14 protein-coding genes are annotated in these 19,841 nt (G+C 33.1%); 4 read left to right on the forward strand and 10 right to left on the reverse strand.

Annotation, left to right across the window (positions count from 1 at the left end; genetic code table 11):
- The first annotated feature begins 10 nt into the window (after nt 1-10).
- Complete coding sequence (locus QLQ94_RS02695) at nt 11-454, forward strand: hypothetical protein (RefSeq protein WP_427402623.1); 444 nt, start codon at nt 11-13, stop codon at nt 452-454.
- Between the two features lie 413 nt (nt 455-867).
- Here the strand turns inward: QLQ94_RS02695 and QLQ94_RS02700 are convergent, their stop codons facing one another.
- Nucleotides 868-3,258, reverse strand: coding sequence for a penicillin acylase family protein (locus QLQ94_RS02700; protein ID WP_427402624.1), 2,391 nt, complete (start codon nt 3,256-3,258; stop codon nt 868-870).
- 115 nt (nt 3,259-3,373) lie between these two features.
- On the opposite strand from QLQ94_RS02700, the gene QLQ94_RS02705 reads away from it, so the two are divergent.
- A complete protein-coding gene (locus QLQ94_RS02705) occupies nt 3,374-4,930 on the forward strand; it encodes a hypothetical protein (protein WP_427402625.1) in 1,557 nt (518 codons plus the stop codon).
- Between the two features lie 212 nt (nt 4,931-5,142).
- A complete protein-coding gene (locus QLQ94_RS02710) occupies nt 5,143-6,954 on the forward strand; it encodes a hypothetical protein (protein ID WP_427402626.1) in 1,812 nt (603 codons plus the stop codon).
- A 56-nt stretch (nt 6,955-7,010) separates the two neighbouring features.
- On the opposite strand, the gene QLQ94_RS02715 is transcribed toward QLQ94_RS02710, so the two are convergent.
- The 3 genes from QLQ94_RS02715 to queA form a co-directional block, all read right to left on the reverse strand.
- Nucleotides 7,011-7,442: a YMGG-like glycine zipper-containing protein gene (locus QLQ94_RS02715; RefSeq protein ID WP_271338267.1), complete on the reverse strand. Its 432-nt coding sequence runs from the start codon at nt 7,440-7,442 to the stop codon at nt 7,011-7,013.
- A 438-nt stretch (nt 7,443-7,880) separates the two neighbouring features.
- Nucleotides 7,881-9,158, reverse strand: coding sequence for a kynureninase (gene kynU, locus QLQ94_RS02720; RefSeq protein WP_271338268.1), 1,278 nt, complete (start codon nt 9,156-9,158; stop codon nt 7,881-7,883).
- Nucleotides 9,159-9,322: 164 nt separating this feature from the next.
- Nucleotides 9,323-10,372, reverse strand: coding sequence for a tRNA preQ1(34) S-adenosylmethionine ribosyltransferase-isomerase QueA (gene queA / locus QLQ94_RS02725; protein WP_213300092.1), 1,050 nt, complete (start codon nt 10,370-10,372; stop codon nt 9,323-9,325).
- Between the two features lie 355 nt (nt 10,373-10,727).
- Between queA and QLQ94_RS02730 the strand changes: the two genes are divergently transcribed.
- Nucleotides 10,728-12,266, forward strand: a complete 1,539-nt coding sequence (locus tag QLQ94_RS02730) for an IS1182 family transposase (protein WP_482499141.1) — start codon at nt 10,728-10,730, stop codon at nt 12,264-12,266.
- A 167-nt stretch (nt 12,267-12,433) separates the two neighbouring features.
- Here the strand turns inward: QLQ94_RS02730 and QLQ94_RS02735 are convergent, their stop codons facing one another.
- The 6 genes from QLQ94_RS02735 to rsgA form a co-directional block, all read right to left on the reverse strand.
- The gene (locus tag QLQ94_RS02735; RefSeq protein WP_271337291.1) at nt 12,434-13,657 is read right to left on the reverse strand and encodes a 3-phosphoshikimate 1-carboxyvinyltransferase; all 1,224 of its coding nucleotides are present in this window, start codon (nt 13,655-13,657) and stop codon (nt 12,434-12,436) included.
- A 133-nt stretch (nt 13,658-13,790) separates the two neighbouring features.
- Nucleotides 13,791-14,117 carry a nucleotide pyrophosphohydrolase gene (locus QLQ94_RS02740; RefSeq protein ID WP_041518431.1) on the reverse strand — a complete coding sequence of 109 codons (327 nt, stop codon included), beginning with the start codon at nt 14,115-14,117 and terminating at the stop codon, nt 13,791-13,793.
- A 43-nt stretch (nt 14,118-14,160) separates the two neighbouring features.
- On the reverse strand, nt 14,161-16,173 hold the full coding sequence (locus tag QLQ94_RS02745) for a DUF3857 domain-containing protein (RefSeq protein WP_482499143.1): 2,013 nt from the start codon (nt 16,171-16,173) through the stop codon (nt 14,161-14,163).
- Nucleotides 16,174-16,178: 5 nt separating this feature from the next.
- Nucleotides 16,179-18,086 carry a DUF3857 domain-containing protein gene (locus QLQ94_RS02750; RefSeq protein ID WP_482499144.1) on the reverse strand — a complete coding sequence of 636 codons (1,908 nt, stop codon included), beginning with the start codon at nt 18,084-18,086 and terminating at the stop codon, nt 16,179-16,181.
- A gap of 64 nt (nt 18,087-18,150) precedes the next feature.
- Nucleotides 18,151-18,603 (reverse strand): D-aminoacyl-tRNA deacylase, encoded by a 453-nt coding sequence (gene dtd / locus QLQ94_RS02755; protein WP_271337288.1) that lies wholly within the window; start codon nt 18,601-18,603, stop codon nt 18,151-18,153.
- 160 nt (nt 18,604-18,763) lie between these two features.
- Nucleotides 18,764-19,741 (reverse strand): ribosome small subunit-dependent GTPase A, encoded by a 978-nt coding sequence (gene rsgA, locus QLQ94_RS02760; RefSeq protein WP_482499146.1) that lies wholly within the window; start codon nt 19,739-19,741, stop codon nt 18,764-18,766.
- Between the last annotated feature and the right edge of the window lie 100 nt (nt 19,742-19,841).

Below are 19,841 nucleotides of genomic sequence, written 5' to 3' on the forward strand. Positions count from 1 at the left end.
TATTTAACCTATGAAAAATTTAAAGAAGCAAACTCTTTTAGCGTTACTACTATGTCTGTTTATACCGGGCTTTTGTATTTCTCAAACAGCAACTCAAACAGTTCCAATGCCTACTCAACAAAACAAAATTATAATTGACAAAATTGTTGAAGCAGCACATTACAAAAATTACGTTATTGATTTTTGCTTAGAAACAATAAACGAAGCCGCCCTTAAAGAAAAATGGAACGACCAAAAAACTGTGGAAATATCTGAAAGCATTAATTATAAAAATTTCAGAGATGCCGTTTATAATATGTTTGCATTTTATAATGAAATAGAACTAGAAACGTTACTTAAAACATACAAACAAGATACTGCTTATAGAGCTGCAAATGTTATGATTACTAATGATGCTCTGGGTTATAATCTGGAAATATTTGCCAATGATGTTGTTCGGGGAAAATATAAATAAAAGGTTCTGAGGTTCTGAGCTGCTAAGTTTTTTTTAAGGCGCAAAGAGGCAAAGGTTTCTTTAATGCCGAAATCTTTGTCAAAGTTTAAGACCAAGGGTGTAAGGAACTTTGTCGAAAGCAAAAACGCAAAGTTGACATACGCCTTTTTTGTCATTTCGACCTAAGGGAGAAATCACATAAAGTGGCTCGGCAACAATGCGTTCTCCCCGCGTGTGATTTCTCCCTTAGCTCGAAATGACAATTATTATGGTTATTTTGTGTGAAATGTTTTTGTGATTATTTGCTATACCTTTAAAATTAAAGTTCCTTACAGTCTTAGTTTAAAAACTTTGACAAAGATCAACACAAGTGAAACTCTTTTGATTTTTGCGGTAAACCAAACCTGAAACTTTAAACCTTAAACAAAAAGAAACTATTCCTTCTTCGGTTTCAAAACTAGTTTCGTTGATGTTTTTATAATCTCTTCTTTATTCAATTTCATTTTTCTGAATTTACCTGCATTGTACATTTCCGCCTGATCGTCGTAATGTTTACTGAAAGGGTTTCCGGATTGTCCGGTTGGCAAAATACTCCAGCTGTTTTCGATATCAGAGAAATCTACAATTCGTCTGGTTGACGGTCCGCCTTTTACATAATACTTGCCTTCTTTTGTAAGTCCGAAGAATTGATTGTTTATCACTTCATTTGATCCCGGCGCTGCGAATGGGCCAACATCAAAAAGTTTGCGCAATGCAGCAATTTTCCCTAACGGATGTTCATGTTCTACTGTATGAACTTTTCCCCAGTTCCAATCAGCAACTTTTTCGCCTAATTGTTCCTGAAGCGCTTTTACGGATTCGTGAAATGATTTTGAAACAATTTCGCTTCTGGTTTCTTTTACATTTTTGGTTTTAATATTATCCCACCAAACCGAATTTTCATTTTCAATTTGTCTGGCAATAATTTGTTTTCCTAAAGATAATCCCAGAAATAAATTAAAATTATCCTCACCCATTTCATCTTCAAAAGTGTTTTTGAGATATAAATAAACCCATTTATTATAAATCGTAGGCGCAACATCTTCGAGATTATTAGTTCCTTTCCAGGATTTCAAAACCGTAATTACTTCTTTTTCTTTTGCTGAAAGCGAAGCAGTATTTACATTCGAAATTAAACTCTGAACCACGCCCGGAGCAATTGGCGATGTATTATCAAAAATCATTTTGCTGATTGCTTCTTTGTCCCAATCAGATTTTGCATCCATTAAACCTGAAATTCTTTTGGCGCGATCTTCCGGCAAATAATATCCCGGATACAAATAACCGTCAATCGCTTCCGGCTGATTATTGGCTGAATATACATAACCCCATTTTGGGTTTTCGGCTGATGGGTTTTTAGAAAAATCCAGATATTCTTTAATATCATCTTTTCCACTGGCACCATCCAGAATAAAAAATGAATTCACGTCTTTATCATGTTTATAAAGCGTTCCTGTCGCCCACCAAGCCACATTGCCTTTTGCATCGCCATACATTACATTCAATCCCGGCGCAGCAACCAATTGAACTGCTTTCCTAAAATCGTCTTTGCTTTTTGCATGCGAAAGTCCGTAAACCGCATCTAAAATCTGAATGGGTTGTTGCGTATAAATCCACGACATTGCAATTGGATTTTTTCGATCTAAACGATCCAATAAATCATTCATAATTGGTCCGTGTCGGCTTGATTTAATCGTCAGAACCACATCCGAAGTATCTTTTACCTTTATTGTTTTCTTTCTGGTTTCATAAGTAGCAAAACCTGTTGGCGTTTGATATTGGCTTGCATCTCCAACTTTATTTTTTTCCTGATAAAAATCGATATCATCATTTTCGAACATCGTTAATCCATAAGCATAATCACGATTGTGCGCCAATAACGGGTACGGAGTTCCTGCCAGATAACAGCCATATAATTCAAAATCAGGGGTAATTAAATGTGCTTCGTACCAAGTCGCAGGTTGCGAAAAACCAATATGCGGATCATTGGCAAAAATCACTTTTCCGTTTTTGGTTTTCTTGGGTCCGGCAACCCAACTATTACTTCCCACAAAAGGCGGAATTGGTGAATTATCCAACAAAGCAGCTACAGATTTTGCAATCGTAGTATATTCTTCAATATTCTCTTTTGAACTTTTAATTTGTGTGGTATTAAATTCGCCTTCAATTCCTAAATCTTTCAAATATTCCGCGCCATATCTATTGCGGATATCGGTTAATAAAGGATCTGTTTTTTGAGCCATCGCGAAACTAAAAGACATATATCCAAAAATATTATAAACGTCTTTTATGGTAAATTTTTCTTTCTTAACTCCAACAAGCGTAAACTCAATTGGCGTAGTTCCTTCTTCCAGATATTGATTAATTCCGTCTAAATACGCCATTGTCATTTTATAACTCTGACTATTTTTGTCTAATTTGGCAATGGCTTTCGCCGAAGCTTCTTCAATACCAATTCCGGAGAAAAATTTATCATTTTTAAGCGCAACAGAACCAAAGATTTCCGATAATCTTCCCGGAGCAATTCTGCGAAGCAATTCCATTTGCCATAATCTTTCCTGCGCATGCACATAACCCAAGGCTGTCATTGCATCTTTTTCAGAATTGGCGTAGATATGAGGAACTCCAAAATCATCAAAATAAACTGTAGTTTCCTTTTCAAGATTTTTCAATTGCACTTCTCCTTCATATTTGGGTTTCAAATGAAAAATATAAGCGCACAAACCAATTCCAAGAACAACAATCAAGACTAATAAAACCAGCAGAATTTTTTTAATTTTTCTCATATTCAAAAAAGTATAATGATAAATGATTGGGTAATGATGTAACTTAAAGATATAATCGTGTAAAGAATATCGTTTTTAAAAATCTAAATTTATGTATTTAAAACCAATATGATAAATGTCAATCTATAAAAAAATAGCAATCGGTGTAATTTCAGTCTTTCTTTTTGTGATTTTAGTCAATATTGGCCTCAATTATTGGATAAAAAAACAATTACCCATTATTATAAACGAGAAGAACAACACGGCTTATAACATTCATTACGAAAAAATCGAAGTTTCGCTTCTATCACGAAATATAAATGCGACAACATTATTAGTAAGTCCTAAAAACGAGCCTAAAGACAGTAAAAACGGGTTGTTTTCTAAAATTGAATCCATCACAATAAAACATTTTAATATTTGGGATTTGGCTTTTCACGATCTTATTCAGGCCGAAAGTATTATTATCAATAAACCTCGTGTGATTTTATATAAAAAAGGTGAAAAGCTTTTGAATAACAGCAAAAGCATAAAAAACGAAATCATTGAACCATTCCGAAAAATTGTTGCCGTCTCCAATATTTATTTGAATGACGGAACAGTCGATGTGGTTTCTCTAGATAATAACAAACCTATTCTTAGTGTAAAAAAAATTATTCTGAAACTGGAAGGCATTTTACTTACGGATGCTACTCTGAAAGAAAAAATCCCGATGCGTTTCGAAAAATATGTTTTGGTATGTGATAGTTTATACTACAAACCAAGCGCATTTTATCATATGAATATTGGACAAATAAGTACGGAGAACAATTTTCTGAAGGTTAAGAATTTCTCCTATTTACCTGAATTCAGCCGTAAAGAATTTGTGAAGCGATTAGATAAAGAAAAAGACATTTATACTATTAAATTAGATTCAGCCCACATCGAAAAAATGGATTGGGGTTTTAAAGATGATCGCTTTTTCTTTAAAGCAAATTCACTTATTGTGAATCACGCTGATGCGAACATTTACCGCAACAAAATGCCGAAAGATGATTTAAGCAAAAAATATTTGTACAATCATTTACTAAGAAAAATTAAATTTCCGCTTGAAATAGATACGATACAAATCCTAAAATCAAAACTGGTTTATGAAGAAGAAATTGATTTCTCGAAAGGTCCGGGTGTTTTAAATTTTGATCGTTTTAATATGCATATCACCAACATAAAAAGTGGTTTTGGCTTAAAAAAAATGGCTGATGTAAAAATAAAAGTGAATTGCCTTTTCATGAAAACATCTCCTCTTGATGTTGATTGGAGTTTTAATGTTCTGGATCTAAAAGATAGTTTTCATATTCAGGGAACCATTGCTAATTTTAATGTGGCTGCAATGGAACGTTTTACGAAACCGTATATCAATACTACGTTTACAGGAAAATTCAATAAATATCATTTTAATTTTTATGGAAATGATAATACCGCAAAAGGAAATGCTACTTTGGATTATGAAGATCTAAAAGTAAAATTATACAAAAAGAAACATCCTGAAAAAGAAGCAAAATTAAAATCTGCCGTGGTTAATTTATTGCTAAAAAATGATTCTGATGATAAAACCAAAAAGGCCGATGTTGAATTGGAACGAATTCAGGAAAAATCATTCTACAACTTTTTATGGAGAAGTATAGCGGAGTCTTTCAAGAAGATTTTGATTTAGTCTTTTTGGTTTCGATTTTTTTTAGCCACAAATTTCACGAATTAGCACAAATTATTTTTTACTCAATCCGAATAAAATTCGTGTAGATTCGTGAAATTCGTGGTAACCCTTTTTCCTTTCATATCATTTTCAACTATTTTAAAACCTGACAATTATCATCTTTTTTGAGGATATTTTTCCCAACATTTGCTTTTATTTTAATTTAAAAACAAATGACAAAGCCACCTTTACATACTTTCCATATTCCTGTAATGGGTCTCGCGTATACGATCGACAGCCCAATTCGAGTAGCGCAATATGGAATCTCATCTGTCGTTTCTATAGCCGATGATGATTTGATTGAAAAAATGCGTAATTTTTATAGCACTAAATTCAATCTTCCTTACGAAGAAATAAGTCAGAAATTTCACGATTACAGAGCACAAAGAATTACATCTTATCTTAACTTGGTCGATAAAATTGTAAAAGAAAAATTCGACAGTTTTAAAGCTGAATTAATAGAAAGCAAAACTGCCGTTGAAAATTATATTGCGATGTTACCAAATACTTCGGATATTAAAAAAGGATTTCAGAGTTTATTAGACGATGGAATTTCTTTTAAAGAAAACATTCAAAATTACATCGAATCACATCTTTCTCCTGGTTTAATTGATGTAAATATCATGACAAAACTGGACAAAGACAATTTCGAAAAAAACGAACAACTACCAATTGAATTCAATGATGCTCATGCTGCCTTAAGAGGTTTTGCAAATAGTAATCTTGAATCATCTGTTGTACTTTCTGCAGGAATGAATCCAAGATTATTCAGTTATTTCGAGAATTTTTCAGATTTTTTTCCAAATCTAAACAATGAGCTTAAAAAGAAAATTATTCTAAAAGTTAGTGACTTTAGATCAGCCATGATTCAGGGAAATTTTTTAGCTAAAAAAGGATTATGGGTTTCTGAATATCGTATTGAATCGGGATTAAATTGCGGCGGACACGCTTTTGCTACGGATGGTCTTTTACTAGGTCCTATATTAGAAGAATTTAAACAAAAAAAGGATCAGCTTATTCAATCTGCACATGAGCTGATGACAAAAGTATTACAGCAAAAACAAATCTACGCACCAGAAAATCCTTTACCTCTCAAAATTACAGTTCAGGGCGGCGTAGGAACTGCTGAAGAACATGAATTTTTATTAGATGAGTACAAAGTCGATTCTGTAGGTTGGGGATCTCCATTTTTATTGGTTCCGGAAGCAACTTCTGTAGATAAAGCCACCCGTGAATTATTAATGGATGCCAAAGAAGAAGATTTGTATTTAAGTCATATTTCGCCATTAGGAGTTCCGTTTAATACTTTGAGAGGAACTACAAATGAAATTTTACGACAAAAAAGGATAGATCAAAATAAGGCAGGAAGTTCTTGCCCAAAGAAATTTTTAGCTCTTAGTAAGGAATACGATCCACACGGAATTTGTACTGCTTCGAAAAAATTTCAGGATCATAAACTCGAAGAATTAGAAAATATAAAGGAAACAATGTCGTCTAAGGCTTTCGAAAAAGCAAAATTCTCTATTACCGAGAAATCTTGTTTATGTGTTGGTCTTGCCAATGCATCATATTTAGAGAATGATATTAAAATAAAAGGTCAGGCACAAGGCGTAATAATCTGTCCTGGGCCAAATATGGCTTATTTTGACCAAGAAGTTTCGTTGTCTGATATGGTTAGTCATATTTACGGAAACAAGTCCGTAATAAGAACTAATGACAGACCTAATTTATTTGTAAAAGAATTAAAGATGTATGTCGATTATTTCAGGAATGAAATCGAAAATATTTCAGGAGAAATCACTAATTCTCAGCTTAAAAAATGGAATACTTTTAAAGCCAATATTCTTGAAGGAATTGAATATTATCAAAACTTATTATCTCCCGCTTTATATTTTAAAAATGATTTAAATAAGATTAAAAACGATTTTGATTTTTATAGATTGGAATTATCGAAAATTAAAATTCCAACTCTTGAATTAGCTTAAAACACAAAACCCCGATTTAAATTAAATCGGGGTTTTTATTTATATAAGAAATTGATCTATTCTTTTTTCTTTTTGCCATCAATAACAGCACCCGTTCCAGTTCCTAAAGCAGCACCTGCCAAACCACCAATAATAGCTCCTTCCCCTTTTTTCTTACTTACAATTGCTCCGGTTGCAGCACCAACTCCAGCACCAATTACGGCACCTTTAGCAGTAGCACTCCATCCTTTCTTTTTAGTAGTGGTTGTAGTTGTAGTTCCTGTCGCGGCTGCTTGTTGATGTACAACAACAACTTTTTGAGACTCAACCCTTTTTTCTTCCTGAATCTTAGCCATTTCTGTCTTCATTGAATCAATAACTTTTTGTCTATTAATTTCAACTTTCATCGAATCAATGCTAGCTTGTTTTGCTTTATTAATATCCTCTTTTCCTTGATTTTGACAAGAAATGACAGATAAAGCAACTAATAAAATACATAAGCTTTTCATGATTGTAGTTTTAAAAATTTATACTCTACAAATTAAAGAAGATATATATTGATGGCGTTACATGATTTAGACTAATGGTTACAGAATTTGAAGATTCTTTCTAAAATTAGACGCGGATGAAACGGATTGCTAAAGCAAGATGCGGATTGAGAACGGATTTCTTTAATTGCTGAGTAATTTTTTCACGTAGATTTTACAGATTTAAGCAGATAATTTTTAAGGCTGTTATCTAAAAAATGATTCGCAAAAATGCATTTTTTCTCTCATTTTGTGTCATTTCGAACAAAAGGAGAAATCACACTCGCTGATCGACAAAGATTGACGATTCTAGATACGGAGTTTCGTGTGTGATTTCTCGTTCCTCGAAATGACAAACAGAACGTACTGTCTTTAATTAGAAACCTGGCTACTTCCCATCTTTGCGAGATTAATTAAATCTTACTTTCCTAAAATTCCTTTTTTCAGGATTTGCCCAAAGTCGTACATATCTTCATAAGAACAATATAACGGAACTGGTGCCAGACGAATAACATTGGGTTCACGCCAATCTGTGATTACTCCGTTTTTCATTAAATAATCAAATAAACTTCTGCCTTCTCCGTGTAAAAAAACAGATAATTGCGAAGCTCGTTCAGAAGGATTTGACGGTGTGATGATTTCGAAATTTCCTTTTACTTCTTTATCAATTTCATGTAAAATGAATTCAAGATAAGATGTAATGTGATCTCTTTTTTTGATTAAAGTATCCATTCCAACCTCAGCAAACATTTCTACAGATGCCAGATAAGGCGCTAAAGAAAGCACCGGCAAATTACTAATCTGCCAGCCATCAGCTCCATGAACCGGATCAAAATTTGGTTCCATCTTAAAACGGCGTTCTTTATTATGTCCCCACCAACCTGCAAATCTTGGTAGATCAGGATTATTGTGATGTTTTTCGTGTACGAAACAACCGGAAGCATTCCCTGGCCCTGAATTCATGTATTTATAACTGCACCAGGCAGCGAAATCTACATTCCAGTTATGAAGCTCCAATTTGATGTTTCCGGCGGCGTGTGCCAAATCCCATCCTACTTTTGCTCCGGCTTTTTGTCCGGCTTCTGTAATGGTTTTAATATCGAAAACTTGTCCGGTATAATAATTAACTCCGCCAATCAATACTAAAGCCAGTTCATCGCCAACTTCTTCAATTTTTGCCAGAACATCTTCCAGACGAATATTGTGTTCGCCTTCACGACGTTTAATTTCTACAATTGCATCTTCTGTTTTGTATCCATGAAAATGTACCTGACTCTGAAACATATATTGATCTGAAGGAAATGCTTTTTCCTCGCAAATAATTTTATAACGTTTGCCTTTTGGCTGATAAAAAGAAACCATCAATAAATGAAGATTCACGGTCAAAGTATTCATAACCGTAACTTCTGATGGTAAAGCGCCCACAATTTTACTTAAAGGTTCTGCAAATCTTTCCTGATAGTCCCACCAGGGTTTTTGAGCATAAAAATGTCCTTCAACAGCAAGATCTGCCCAATCGTTCATAACCTCATCAATATAAGCTTTGGTACGTTTGGGCTGTAATCCTAAAGAGTTTCCTGTAAAATAAATTACGCGTTTGTCATTTACTTTAGGAAATATAAATTGATCCTGATACTGATTTAATGTGTCTTGCGAATCAAGCTCTCGTGCGAATTCGCGTGTATTTTGAAAAGTCATTTTTTTTGTTTTGAATCGTAAAAATAGGAAATGTTTCTTTTGTTTCAAGTTTCAGGTTTCAAGTTTAACGTTCAAGATAACTTGAAACCTGAAACCTGAAACATTTTAAAAACAAAAAACCTGTCATCACTGACAGGTTTTCTTATTTTATTTCGCTTAACGAATTAGATGATTAACATCGCATCTCCGTAAGAATAGAATTTATATTCTTCTTTGATTGCTTCTTCGTATGCTCTTTTCATTAAATCATGTCCACAGAATGCAGAAATCATCATTAATAATGTTGATTTTGGTGTGTGGAAATTTGTAATCATACAGTTTGCAATACTAAAATCGTGAGGAGGGAAAATAAATTTATTTGTCCATCCTTCAAAAGGATTTAAAGTATTTTGAGATGAAACTGAACTTTCAATAGCACGCATCGAAGTTGTTCCAACAGCACAGATACGTTTTTTAGCAATTTTAGCTGCATTTACAATATCACAAGCTTCTTGTTTGATGATCAATTCTTCAGAATCCATTTTGTGTTTAGACAAATCTTCAACCTCAACCGGGTTAAAAGTTCCTAAACCAACGTGAAGTGTTACTTCAGCAAAATTGATTCCTTTGATTTCTAATTTTTTCAAAAGGTGTTTTGAGAAGTGTAAACCTGCAGTTGGTGCAGCTACAGCTCCTTCTTCTTTTGCATAAATAGTTTGGTATCTTTCAGCATCTTCAGCCGTTACTTCTCTACTGATGTATTTAGGAATTGGAGTTTCTCCAAGTTCTGTTAATTTGTTTCTGAATTCTTCGTAAGAACCATCATATAAAAAACGTAATGTTCTACCACGAGAAGTCGTGTTGTCGATTACCTCAGCAACTAATGAATCGTCATCACCAAAATAAAGTTTATTTCCGATACGGATTTTACGAGCCGGATCAACTAAAACGTCCCAAAGACGTTGCTCTGAATTTAATTCTCTTAATAAGAAAACTTCAATTCTTGCTCCTGTTTTTTCTTTGTTTCCGTACAAACGTGCAGGGAAAACTTTTGTATTGTTAAGAATCAAAACATCTCCGTCATCAAAATAGTTGATAACATCTTTGAACATTTTGTGCTCTATAGTTTGTTTTTGACGATCGATTACCATTAAACGAGATTCGTCTCTGTTTTCTGCTGGGAATTCCGCTAAAAGTTCTTTCGGTAAATTAAATTGAAAATGTGATAATTTCATTTGAGAAAGTTATGAGTTATAGATTTAGATCAGGATTATTTGGATACCTGATTTTTAATCGTCTGCAAATATACGACTGTGAGATAGGCGTTGTCAAGTGTTTTGATGTTTATTTTCAAAAGTCGTTGATTTAGTGGCGTTTCGACAACATAAAAAAATGGTTTTTCACCATATAAGTGATATAAGTTCATTTAATTTGGATTCTGCCAAAAATTGTAAGTGTTTTTATTTGGCTAAAGCCGAAAATCAAAACGTAAAAAGTAGCTGTCTCAAAACTGAGTCAGCTACTTTTTTTTAGTTTGTATTTTCATTAACAATTTTGTAAATTTAATCAGTGTTAAGTAACTGATTATATATGAGATTCAAACATTATAACCAACAACAAACGGTACTTTTGCCTTATTCGTTTGATGATTTAATTCCACAGAAACATCCGGTTCGAGTAGTTGATCAGATTGTCGAGTCAATAAATATCCAGCCTCTTTTACAAGCCTACAGTAAAGAGGGCAATCCTGGTTATCATCCAAAGATGTTACTCAAAGTGATGTTGTATGCTTATATGACTAATATTTACTCTTCGCGAAAGATAGAACTTGCACTTCGCGAGAATATTAATTTTATGTGGCTTACTTCTATGACTATTGTTGATCACAATACAATTAATAGATTTAGAAGTGACAAACTCAAAGAGAGTTTTAAAGAAATCTTCAAGCAGGTAGTTTTAATGCTTGCATCAGAAGGGCTGGTAAACCTAAAACAAATTTATACAGATGGCACAAAAATAGAAGCTCAGGCTGGTAGGTACACTTTTGTGTGGGGCAACAGCATTAAAACCAACAAAGCTAAAATGCTGACTCAGTTGGAAGAATTATGGAAATATGCCCAAAGCATCAATAATGAAGAGGATCCAAACCCGGAACCAACAGAATTCAAAGAAATCAGTAAAGAGATAATTCAGAAAACTGTAGCTAAAATAGATGCAAAACTCTCCGGTAATGAAAAGGCAAGTTCTAAAGCAAAAGCAAAATTACGCTATATAAAAAATAATTTTACTGCTAATCTTGAAAAGTATGAAAAGCAAGAAGCTATTCTAGGGGAAAGAAACAGTTACAGCAAAACCGACACCCAGGCTACTTTTATGCGCATGAAAGAAGATCATATGCTAAACGGGCAGCTCAAGCCAGCTTATAATACCCAGATATCTACACAAAATCAGATCATCGTTCATTATACCATCCACCAAAATCCGACCGATACCAAAACCCTCAAACCTCATTTAGAAAATTTGGAACAAACCTTCGGCAAGAAAATATTTAAAAAGATAAAAGAGATAACTACTGACGCAGGTTATGGAAGTGAAGAAAACTATGATTATCTGGAGCAAAAGAAGCTCAAAGCTTTTGTGAAATATAATACTTTTGAAAAAGAACAAGATCAAAACTACCAAAAGAAACACAAGGCTTTTAGCAAAGAAAATCTCCATTACAACGAGCAAGAAGATTATTATGTATGCCCAATGGGACAAAAAATGCATAAAACACATCAAAACCAGAAAACAACAGCTGCAGGATACACCCAAACCTTATCTCATTATCAGGCCAAAAACTGTGAAGGCTGTTCACTTCGAGGTCAATGTTTTAAAGCTCAGGGAAACAGAAGTATAGAGCGAAACCATAACCTTGAAAGGCATAAACAAAGGACAAGGGAATTACTGCTAAGTGAAATAGGAATACAAAGAAGAAAGCAACGCTCTGCCGATGTAGAGCCTGTGTTTGCCCAACTCAAGCATAATAACGGATTTAGACGATTTTCTTTAAAAGGAATTCAAAAAGTTGAATTAGAGTTCGGATTAATGGCTTTAGGTCACAACTTAAGGAAGAAAATTGCAGCATAAGGGCAATTTTTGCCTCCACTCAAAATTAACCCAATAAAAATCAAAACATCATCAAATAAAAAACCGTCTCAAATTATATGTTTTGAGACGGCTTCTATGTATTTTTCCGCCAAGAATTCACGAATTAATTAAAAAATAATTCGTGAATTCTTGGCGATTATTTTTATTTACAATTGTGAAATTTGAAAATCTAAAGCTTTCAGATCATTCCAGAAATCGGGATATGATTTTGAAACTACTTCAGCATTTTCGATAATGATTGGCACTTTTAATGCTAAAGGTGCAAATGCCATTGCCATACGGTGATCGTTGTAAGTTGCAATTTTTACATTATGATTGATATTGTCGGAAGCTGTCAAAGTCAAACTATCATTTGTAACCGAGATATTAGCTCCAAGTTTAGTTAATTCAATTCTAAGCGCTTCAAGTCTGTCAGTTTCTTTAATTTTCAACGTATGAAGACCTGTTAAGTGACAACCAATTCCTAAACCTAAACAAGTTACTACAATTGTTTGTGCAATGTCCGGCGTATTATTTAGTTCAAAATTTATTGGTTCAAATTTAAAATTCTCTTGTTTTACCAACGTCATTTTATTATCCTGAAAAGTAGTCTGAACTCCTAATTTTTCATAAAGCGATACCAATTCTGAATCTCCTTGTAAACTATTTTCTTTGTAACTGCTCAATGTTATTGAAGCTGTATCGGCCAAAGCTACCAAACTAAAAAAGTATGATGCTGAACTCCAGTCAGATTCTACTACCATTTCTTTTGATACCACTTCAGCTTTTGGATATACTTTGATTACATTTCCATCAAAACTAGTCTGAATATCTAAATCTTTTAGCAAGGCCAATGTCATTTTGATATACGGAATCGAAGTAATTTCTCCTTCTAAAGTAAGCTCTAAACCATTTTCTAATTTTGAAGCTACAAGTAAAAGTGCCGAAATATACTGGCTGCTTACATTTGCTGCCAAAGTAACTTTTGAAGACGTTACTTTTTTTCCTTTAATTCTGATTGGCGGATAACCTTCTTCTTTTTCATAAGAGATTTCAACTCCCAATTGTCCCAAAGCTTCCACTAAAATTTTAATCGGACGTTCCTGCATTCTGCTTGAACCTGTCATAACTACTTCACGACCTTCATTTACAGCAAAATAAGCAGTTAAAAAACGCATTGCTGTTCCTGCATGATGAATATCGACAATTTCGTCATTACCAATCAGGGCTTTTTGCATTACTTCGCTGTCATCAGAGTTTGAAGTATTAGAAAGTGTAATATTTGGAAACAATGCTTTTAGCAACAATAAACGATTCGTTTCGCTTTTTGATCCTGTTACTGCAATCTGGCCTTGTAAATTATGTTGAGTTGTTTGAAGTAGTAAATTCATTTTTTAAATTATAAATTGTAAATTATGAATTATGAATGATTAGAAACGTAATTCGCCACGCAATTTACCACTCCCCACTCATAATTCAAAATTCAAAACTCATAATTCAAAACTTATGAGTGATATTTCACAATTATTTTAATTTATCGTTGTTTTTATGACGGTCCTTATCTCTAATTGATTTCAAATCCATTTTTTTATCAAAGGCGGCTTGTAAATCAATTCCGGTTTGGTTGGCAAGACATAAAACTACAAAAACTACATCAGCCAGTTCCTCGCCTAAATCTTTGTTCTTATCACTTTCTTTTTCTGACTGTTCGCCATATCTGCGAGCAATAATTCTGGCAACCTCACCTACTTCTTCTGTAAGTTGTGCCATATTAGTAAGCTCATTAAAATAGCGAACCCCGTGTTCTTTTATCCAGGTATCTACATCAAGTTGTGCATTTTTCAAGTCCATAGTTATATTTTTTTTACAAAATTAGCCCTAATCTTTAATACTGCTATATTCTTTTTAAAACAATTTTTTCAGTTTCTTTTGCAATCATTCCTTTATAATACTCTTTAAGCATTTCGTATTGTTCTGTAGATACAATAGCTTCATTAATTTGATGTTGGATATTAATCTGCAACATGTTTTCGGTTGCGGCAATAATAAACTTAAAACTTCCTAAATTATCCTCCATATTAATAATTGATGGAGCAGGCAATACCTCAGCAGTAAAACCCTCAGGAATTTGAAGTGTTATACTATATTTATCCATAAAAGGAAATCCAAAATCAACTGGATATTCTCTGACATCCTGCTTGAAAGGATTTTGTTCATTTGTAAAAAATAACATAGGACTTACATATATTTTCCCTCCTATTACTTCGCATAAATTATTTCCGGTAAATGAATATGTTTCCATAGTAGGCAACAATAATTCTTTTTCGTTTGTTCTTGAATATTCGCTTATTTCGATTTTGTTATTTCTATTCTCCAGCTTTTCTAAATATTCTTCTTCTTTAAGCCCATTAATATTCTCTCTTGTAATCATGGCATTATAATCTGTACATTGCCTTCTGGTTTTTCCTGTCACCTTACCTTCTGCATCAATACTATAACTCATGAAAACAATATCATTTGAAGTTTTTTGAGGCATCAAATCTACTTCTTCAGAACTTCCGTCTTTTCTAATCAATCGACCAGACCAATTTAAAGTTCTCAAAGGCAAAACATTTGGAGTCGAAAATTTATCAGATGCATCTAACAAAATCTTACCATTTGGAGTTTCAACTGCAGCAATAACATAATTAAAAGCAGTTCTATTTGGAAAAATTGAAATTCCGTTGGAACGGGTACTTACCAAAACCGGATTTGCAGTTAAACCTGCATAACGCAGCATAGCAGTTAACATCAAATTGATATCCGCAATATTTCCTGTCTTCTCTTTGTATGCTTTTTTAACACCATTATCACAGTTGTATCCAAAATAATCATTCCACTTTACATTCGTTTTTACATGATCCAGTACGACCAGTATTTTTTCATCAATTGTATTTTTTCCTTCTAATTTCTTTCTTAAATCCTCTTCAAAATATCCGGACTTGTTCAATTCAGGACCAAAATCCTGGTATTCGTAAATTGTTTTCACAACTGCATTCCAATCAACCGAATACATTTTCATCTCTGCCTGCGGGAATTTCGTCATCGACAATTCATGTTGAATACTTGAAGAATAATTATCAATATTATTAACATAGGCTTCGTCTTTCATTGCCGGAAAATCTACAGCTACATACGTTGTCTGTGTTTCGGTATAATTTAATTTATCCGAAGTAAATGATGTTAGGGGATTATTTATCCCACCTCGTTCTTTACTTGTAAAAACTATTGTTCTGGTATTTTTTACCCTGGTGATCTTAGGGAAAACATATCCTTTCTGCCTCGCATTAAATACATAATATTCCGGTATATAAGTCACAAACTCTGAGTAATTTACCGGAATACTGGTCTGAAAACCCCACTCTTTTATTACTCGGGCACTTGGACTTCTTATTATATAACTAAATTCAATAACAGAGCCTTCTTTGACATTAGGCATTGTGATCTTTTTTTGCCCTCTGAACTTATCGACTGCCTCATCAAAAACTCCATCGCTTTTTAACTTTATCTTCTCAATCTTACCATCTACTAAATTATAAGTAACCGCATCACTAAAAGCTACTTTTTCTTTAAAATCAGACTCATTATGATACCAAACACTTTGGTTCGCCCATTTATAACCTTCTTTTTTATAGATCTTAATCCTTGTCTCTACTTCTGTAACACTTACAAAGCCAGAATTCACATCAAATTCTATTCTGGTTTTTCCTTTTTTATACAAAATGGCGGCAGCTGCCGATGAATCTTTAGGATGCTTTTTCTGCTCTAATTCAGCAATTGAGACTTTTCCCAGTTTAAATTCCTGTCCTATTACTTTTGGAGTAAATAGTAACACAATTAACAGACTAAAAAATTTAATAATTTTCATTTTGGTTAGTTCTTGGTTAGTATAATTTTGGCGTTATCGTTTTTTGATACTTGCTCCATAAAAAGACGATATTCATCAAATTCTTTATTTGAATAATTGCCTTTATTTATAAATATAGAGCGTTTATAAGTCAGTTTATTATTTTCTTTTTTGATTATTTCAGTTTTGTATTCACCAAATTTTCCTTTCAATTCGAAGTTTGAAGGAAGAAATTCGATTGCAAAACTTGTTGGTAAATTAATCTCGATTTCATCTGTATCTAAATAGCCACGTTGGATCTGGAATGGATTTTTTCTATTTCTAATTCTTTTAACATTCCCCGAACTTTGATTAAAAGCATCAACAGTAAAAATTATTTTATTTCCTGTGAGTTTTCCATAATCAATAGCGCTTATTTGTACATCTTCAGTAAATTGAATATTTTCTTTGTTATTGGTAAAAGTAATTTTACCGAGTTTCAAATTATTGATATTATTCCAGTACTCTTTATAATGCGATTCTTTTTCTGTTGGCTGTAATTTCTGCACACGCTCTCTTGTACCATACTGAGAACCTTCAGACATAATATTTACCTGACCAGAAAAATGTCCTTTATCATCTATTATATAACTTCCTTTACTTGATTGCGAATTTTCTAATGGATTATAGATTTTTGTTCTTATAATTTCTCCTCCATCAGGCTTAATAACAATAACTTTTCTGTTATCCGTGAAGTTTGCCTGATATCCAAAAGGATCATCCTGGCTTGTACATTCTAAAAAAACATATTTATCTTTATCCGGCACACATAAGATAGCGTGATTTCCTTGTATGGAAAAGAAATCCTCATCGATATCCATCAAATTCGAATCACCGTATAATTCAGTATAATAAGACGGAACTCCTACTGCATCTAATAATGCTCTTGTATAATTAGACAATGCTTTGCAATCGCCATAACCTAATCTGTCTACATCGCTTGCCAACATTGGTTTCCAACCACCAATTCCTACCTGAATGCTTACATATCTGGATTTTTCCTGTACAAATTGATAAACAATTTTTGCTTTTTTCACAGGATCTGTTTCGTTGCCTACCAAAGCTTTTATCTTTGTTTTTGTTTCTTCTGGTAAATTTGTGGTACCTGTTAAAATTTTATCCGAAAACCACTTGCCATATTCTTTCCAATCTTTTGCATTACCATCAATACCTTCTAAATTAAAATATTCTAAGCTCATGGCAACTTTTGGATATAAATCTTTAAAAACAGGACTATAATCTTCCGGTTTTTGAGCTAAAATATTAGTTGCGAGATAAGAAAGCTTAGTATCTGTATCTGAAGCTTTCTTTATATTAAAATTAGAAAACTGAGATTCTTTTTTCTTAAAACCAAGTGCATTAGGATATGTGACATTCAAGACACTTTTTTCAACACTTAAAAAATAACCGGACAACGGATACCAAACGGGAATAAAGGCTGTAGTTGAAGTTTGAATTTCGCAGTTAAAAATTACGGTAAACGGATATGAAATTGGTGTATAATTTAAATACAAATAGCGATTATCCGAAAAAAGTGTACTACCGCCGGCAGAACTTTGATCTGTAAAATCTTTTCGCCTAATTTTCTTAATCTCCTTACCTGAAGAATCATAAACTGTTGCTTCAATGTTTTTAATAGTGGTTCTTTTGTCATAGTGCTGATATGCATCGATCTCAGCTAAACCTTTTTCATTTAAGACAGTTATTACTCGCTGAGTCTTGATATTCATATCTCTCTGCGAAACAATATTAATATCTAATTGGTTCAGACGAACCACTGCATTGGCATTTTCTTTAAGACTATCAGAAACTGGTGTAAAAACAAAATCTGTCTTTTGGGCAGAACAAAGATTAACAAGTAAGAAAAAGAATAACCCGGAAAAAGTTAATTTCATTAGTAAGTAATTTCGCCAAATATATATTATTTTTAGAAACCTTTAACACTTCTCTAATAATATATTAATCTCTGTTTTTACTGTCTATTAAAATCGTTACAGGACCGTCATTGAGCAGATTAACTTTCATATCTGCACCAAAAATTCCTGTTTGGATTTTCTTTTTGAATTCTTTTTCTAAAGCCTTTACAAAATTCTCATACATTGGGATAGCAAACTCTGGTTTTGAAGCTTTTATGTACGAAGGACGATTTCCTTTTTTTGTAGAAGCATGAAGTGTAAACTGACTTACTACAATGATATCACCATCGATATCCTGAACCGAGCAATTCATGACGTCATTTTCGTCACCAAAAATTCTCATTTTTATGATTTTGCCAACCAGCCATTCGATATCTTCCTGAGTATCCAGATCTTCAATTCCAACTAAGACCAACAAACCTTTTTGAATATCAGCTACTTTTTGATCATCTACAGTTACAGATGCCTGGGAAACTCTTTGAAGAACTACTCTCATATTAATGGTGAATTATAAATTGTGAATTTATTTAGCCACAGATTACACGAATTAAACAGATTTTTGAAATTATGATACAAAAAGATGCACTGCTGTGCATCTCTACAATTGACATCTTATTCTTTTCTAATTGGAATTTAAAAAATTGGAATTTATTTTTTTATTTTCTCATCTCATCACTGGCTTTACGATCTTCATCATAAGAATCTGTACGATAATTTTCATCGTCGCCTTCCAGTATTTTTAAGTAACTATTGTAACGTGACCAAGCGATCTCGTCTCTTTCTAGTGCGGCTTTAATAGCACAATGCGGTTCTTCTTTATGCAGACAATTGTTGAACTTGCATTGATCTTTCAGTTTAAAAAATTCAGGAAAATATCCACTGATTTCTTCTTTTTCCATATCAACAATCCCAAAACCTTTGATCCCTGGTGTATCGATGATTTTTGCATTAAAAGACAAATCATACATTTCGGCAAATGTAGTAGTATGCTGACCTTGTTTGCTCGCTTCAGAAATAGTTTTGGTTTTAAGATGCAAAGATGGTTCCATGGCATTTACTAAGGTAGATTTCCCCACACCTGAATGTCCTGAAAACATGCTTACTTTACCAATCATCATTTCTTTTAACTCTTCAATTCCTTTCATTTCTGTAGAAGAAACACGAAGACATTTGTAACCAATTTGCTGATAGACATATTGCATGTACAATTGATCATCAAGAGTGGCTTCATCAAAAGTATCTATTTTATTAAAAACTAAAATCGTTTCGATATTATAGGCTTCGGCAGTTACCAAAAAACGGTCAATAAAATTGAAGGTTGTGGGTGGATTATTAATCGTGATCAATAAAAATACGCGATCGATATTCGACGCAATAATATGCATTTGATGCGATAAATTAACCGATTTACGAACGATGTAATTCTTTCTTTCGTGAATATTAAAAATCGTTCCCGTTACAGTATCAGAGGTTTCTTCGAGTTCATAATCGACAATATCACCTACAGCAATAGGATTGGTACTTTTGATACCTTTCATCCTAAACTTCCCTTTCATACGGCATTCTATAAAATCGCCTTTTTCAGATTTTACAGTGTACCAACTTCCTGTAGATTTATATACGAGTCCTGTCATTCAAATTTTAGATTGTTTATTTTAGATTTTCAATTATCTTGAAAATCTAAAATATATTAAAAGGCAAAATTACGTTTTTAGAATTGAACAACGCAACTTC

This window comes from Flavobacterium sp. B114r, from assembly GCF_056824125.1.

What these genes read in the sequence shown, in the direction of transcription:
- QLQ94_RS02695 (WP_427402623.1), top strand. Translation starts at nt 11, where the DNA reads ATGAAAAATTTAAAGAAGCAAACTCTTTTAGCGTTACTACTATGTCTG.
- QLQ94_RS02700 (WP_427402624.1), bottom strand. Translation starts at nt 3,258, where the DNA reads ATGAGAAAAATTAAAAAAATTCTGCTGGTTTTATTAGTCTTGATTGTT.
- QLQ94_RS02705 (WP_427402625.1), top strand. Translation starts at nt 3,374, where the DNA reads ATGTCAATCTATAAAAAAATAGCAATCGGTGTAATTTCAGTCTTTCTT.
- QLQ94_RS02710 (WP_427402626.1), top strand. Translation starts at nt 5,143, where the DNA reads ATGACAAAGCCACCTTTACATACTTTCCATATTCCTGTAATGGGTCTC.
- QLQ94_RS02715 (WP_271338267.1), bottom strand. Translation starts at nt 7,442, where the DNA reads ATGAAAAGCTTATGTATTTTATTAGTTGCTTTATCTGTCATTTCTTGT.
- kynU (WP_271338268.1), bottom strand. Translation starts at nt 9,158, where the DNA reads ATGACTTTTCAAAATACACGCGAATTCGCACGAGAGCTTGATTCGCAA.
- queA (WP_213300092.1), bottom strand. Translation starts at nt 10,372, where the DNA reads ATGAAATTATCACATTTTCAATTTAATTTACCGAAAGAACTTTTAGCG.
- QLQ94_RS02730 (WP_482499141.1), top strand. Translation starts at nt 10,728, where the DNA reads ATGAGATTCAAACATTATAACCAACAACAAACGGTACTTTTGCCTTAT.
- QLQ94_RS02735 (WP_271337291.1), bottom strand. Translation starts at nt 13,657, where the DNA reads ATGAATTTACTACTTCAAACAACTCAACATAATTTACAAGGCCAGATT.
- QLQ94_RS02740 (WP_041518431.1), bottom strand. Translation starts at nt 14,117, where the DNA reads ATGGACTTGAAAAATGCACAACTTGATGTAGATACCTGGATAAAAGAA.
- QLQ94_RS02745 (WP_482499143.1), bottom strand. Translation starts at nt 16,173, where the DNA reads ATGAAAATTATTAAATTTTTTAGTCTGTTAATTGTGTTACTATTTACT.
- QLQ94_RS02750 (WP_482499144.1), bottom strand. Translation starts at nt 18,086, where the DNA reads ATGAAATTAACTTTTTCCGGGTTATTCTTTTTCTTACTTGTTAATCTT.
- dtd (WP_271337288.1), bottom strand. Translation starts at nt 18,603, where the DNA reads ATGAGAGTAGTTCTTCAAAGAGTTTCCCAGGCATCTGTAACTGTAGAT.
- rsgA (WP_482499146.1), bottom strand. Translation starts at nt 19,741, where the DNA reads ATGACAGGACTCGTATATAAATCTACAGGAAGTTGGTACACTGTAAAA.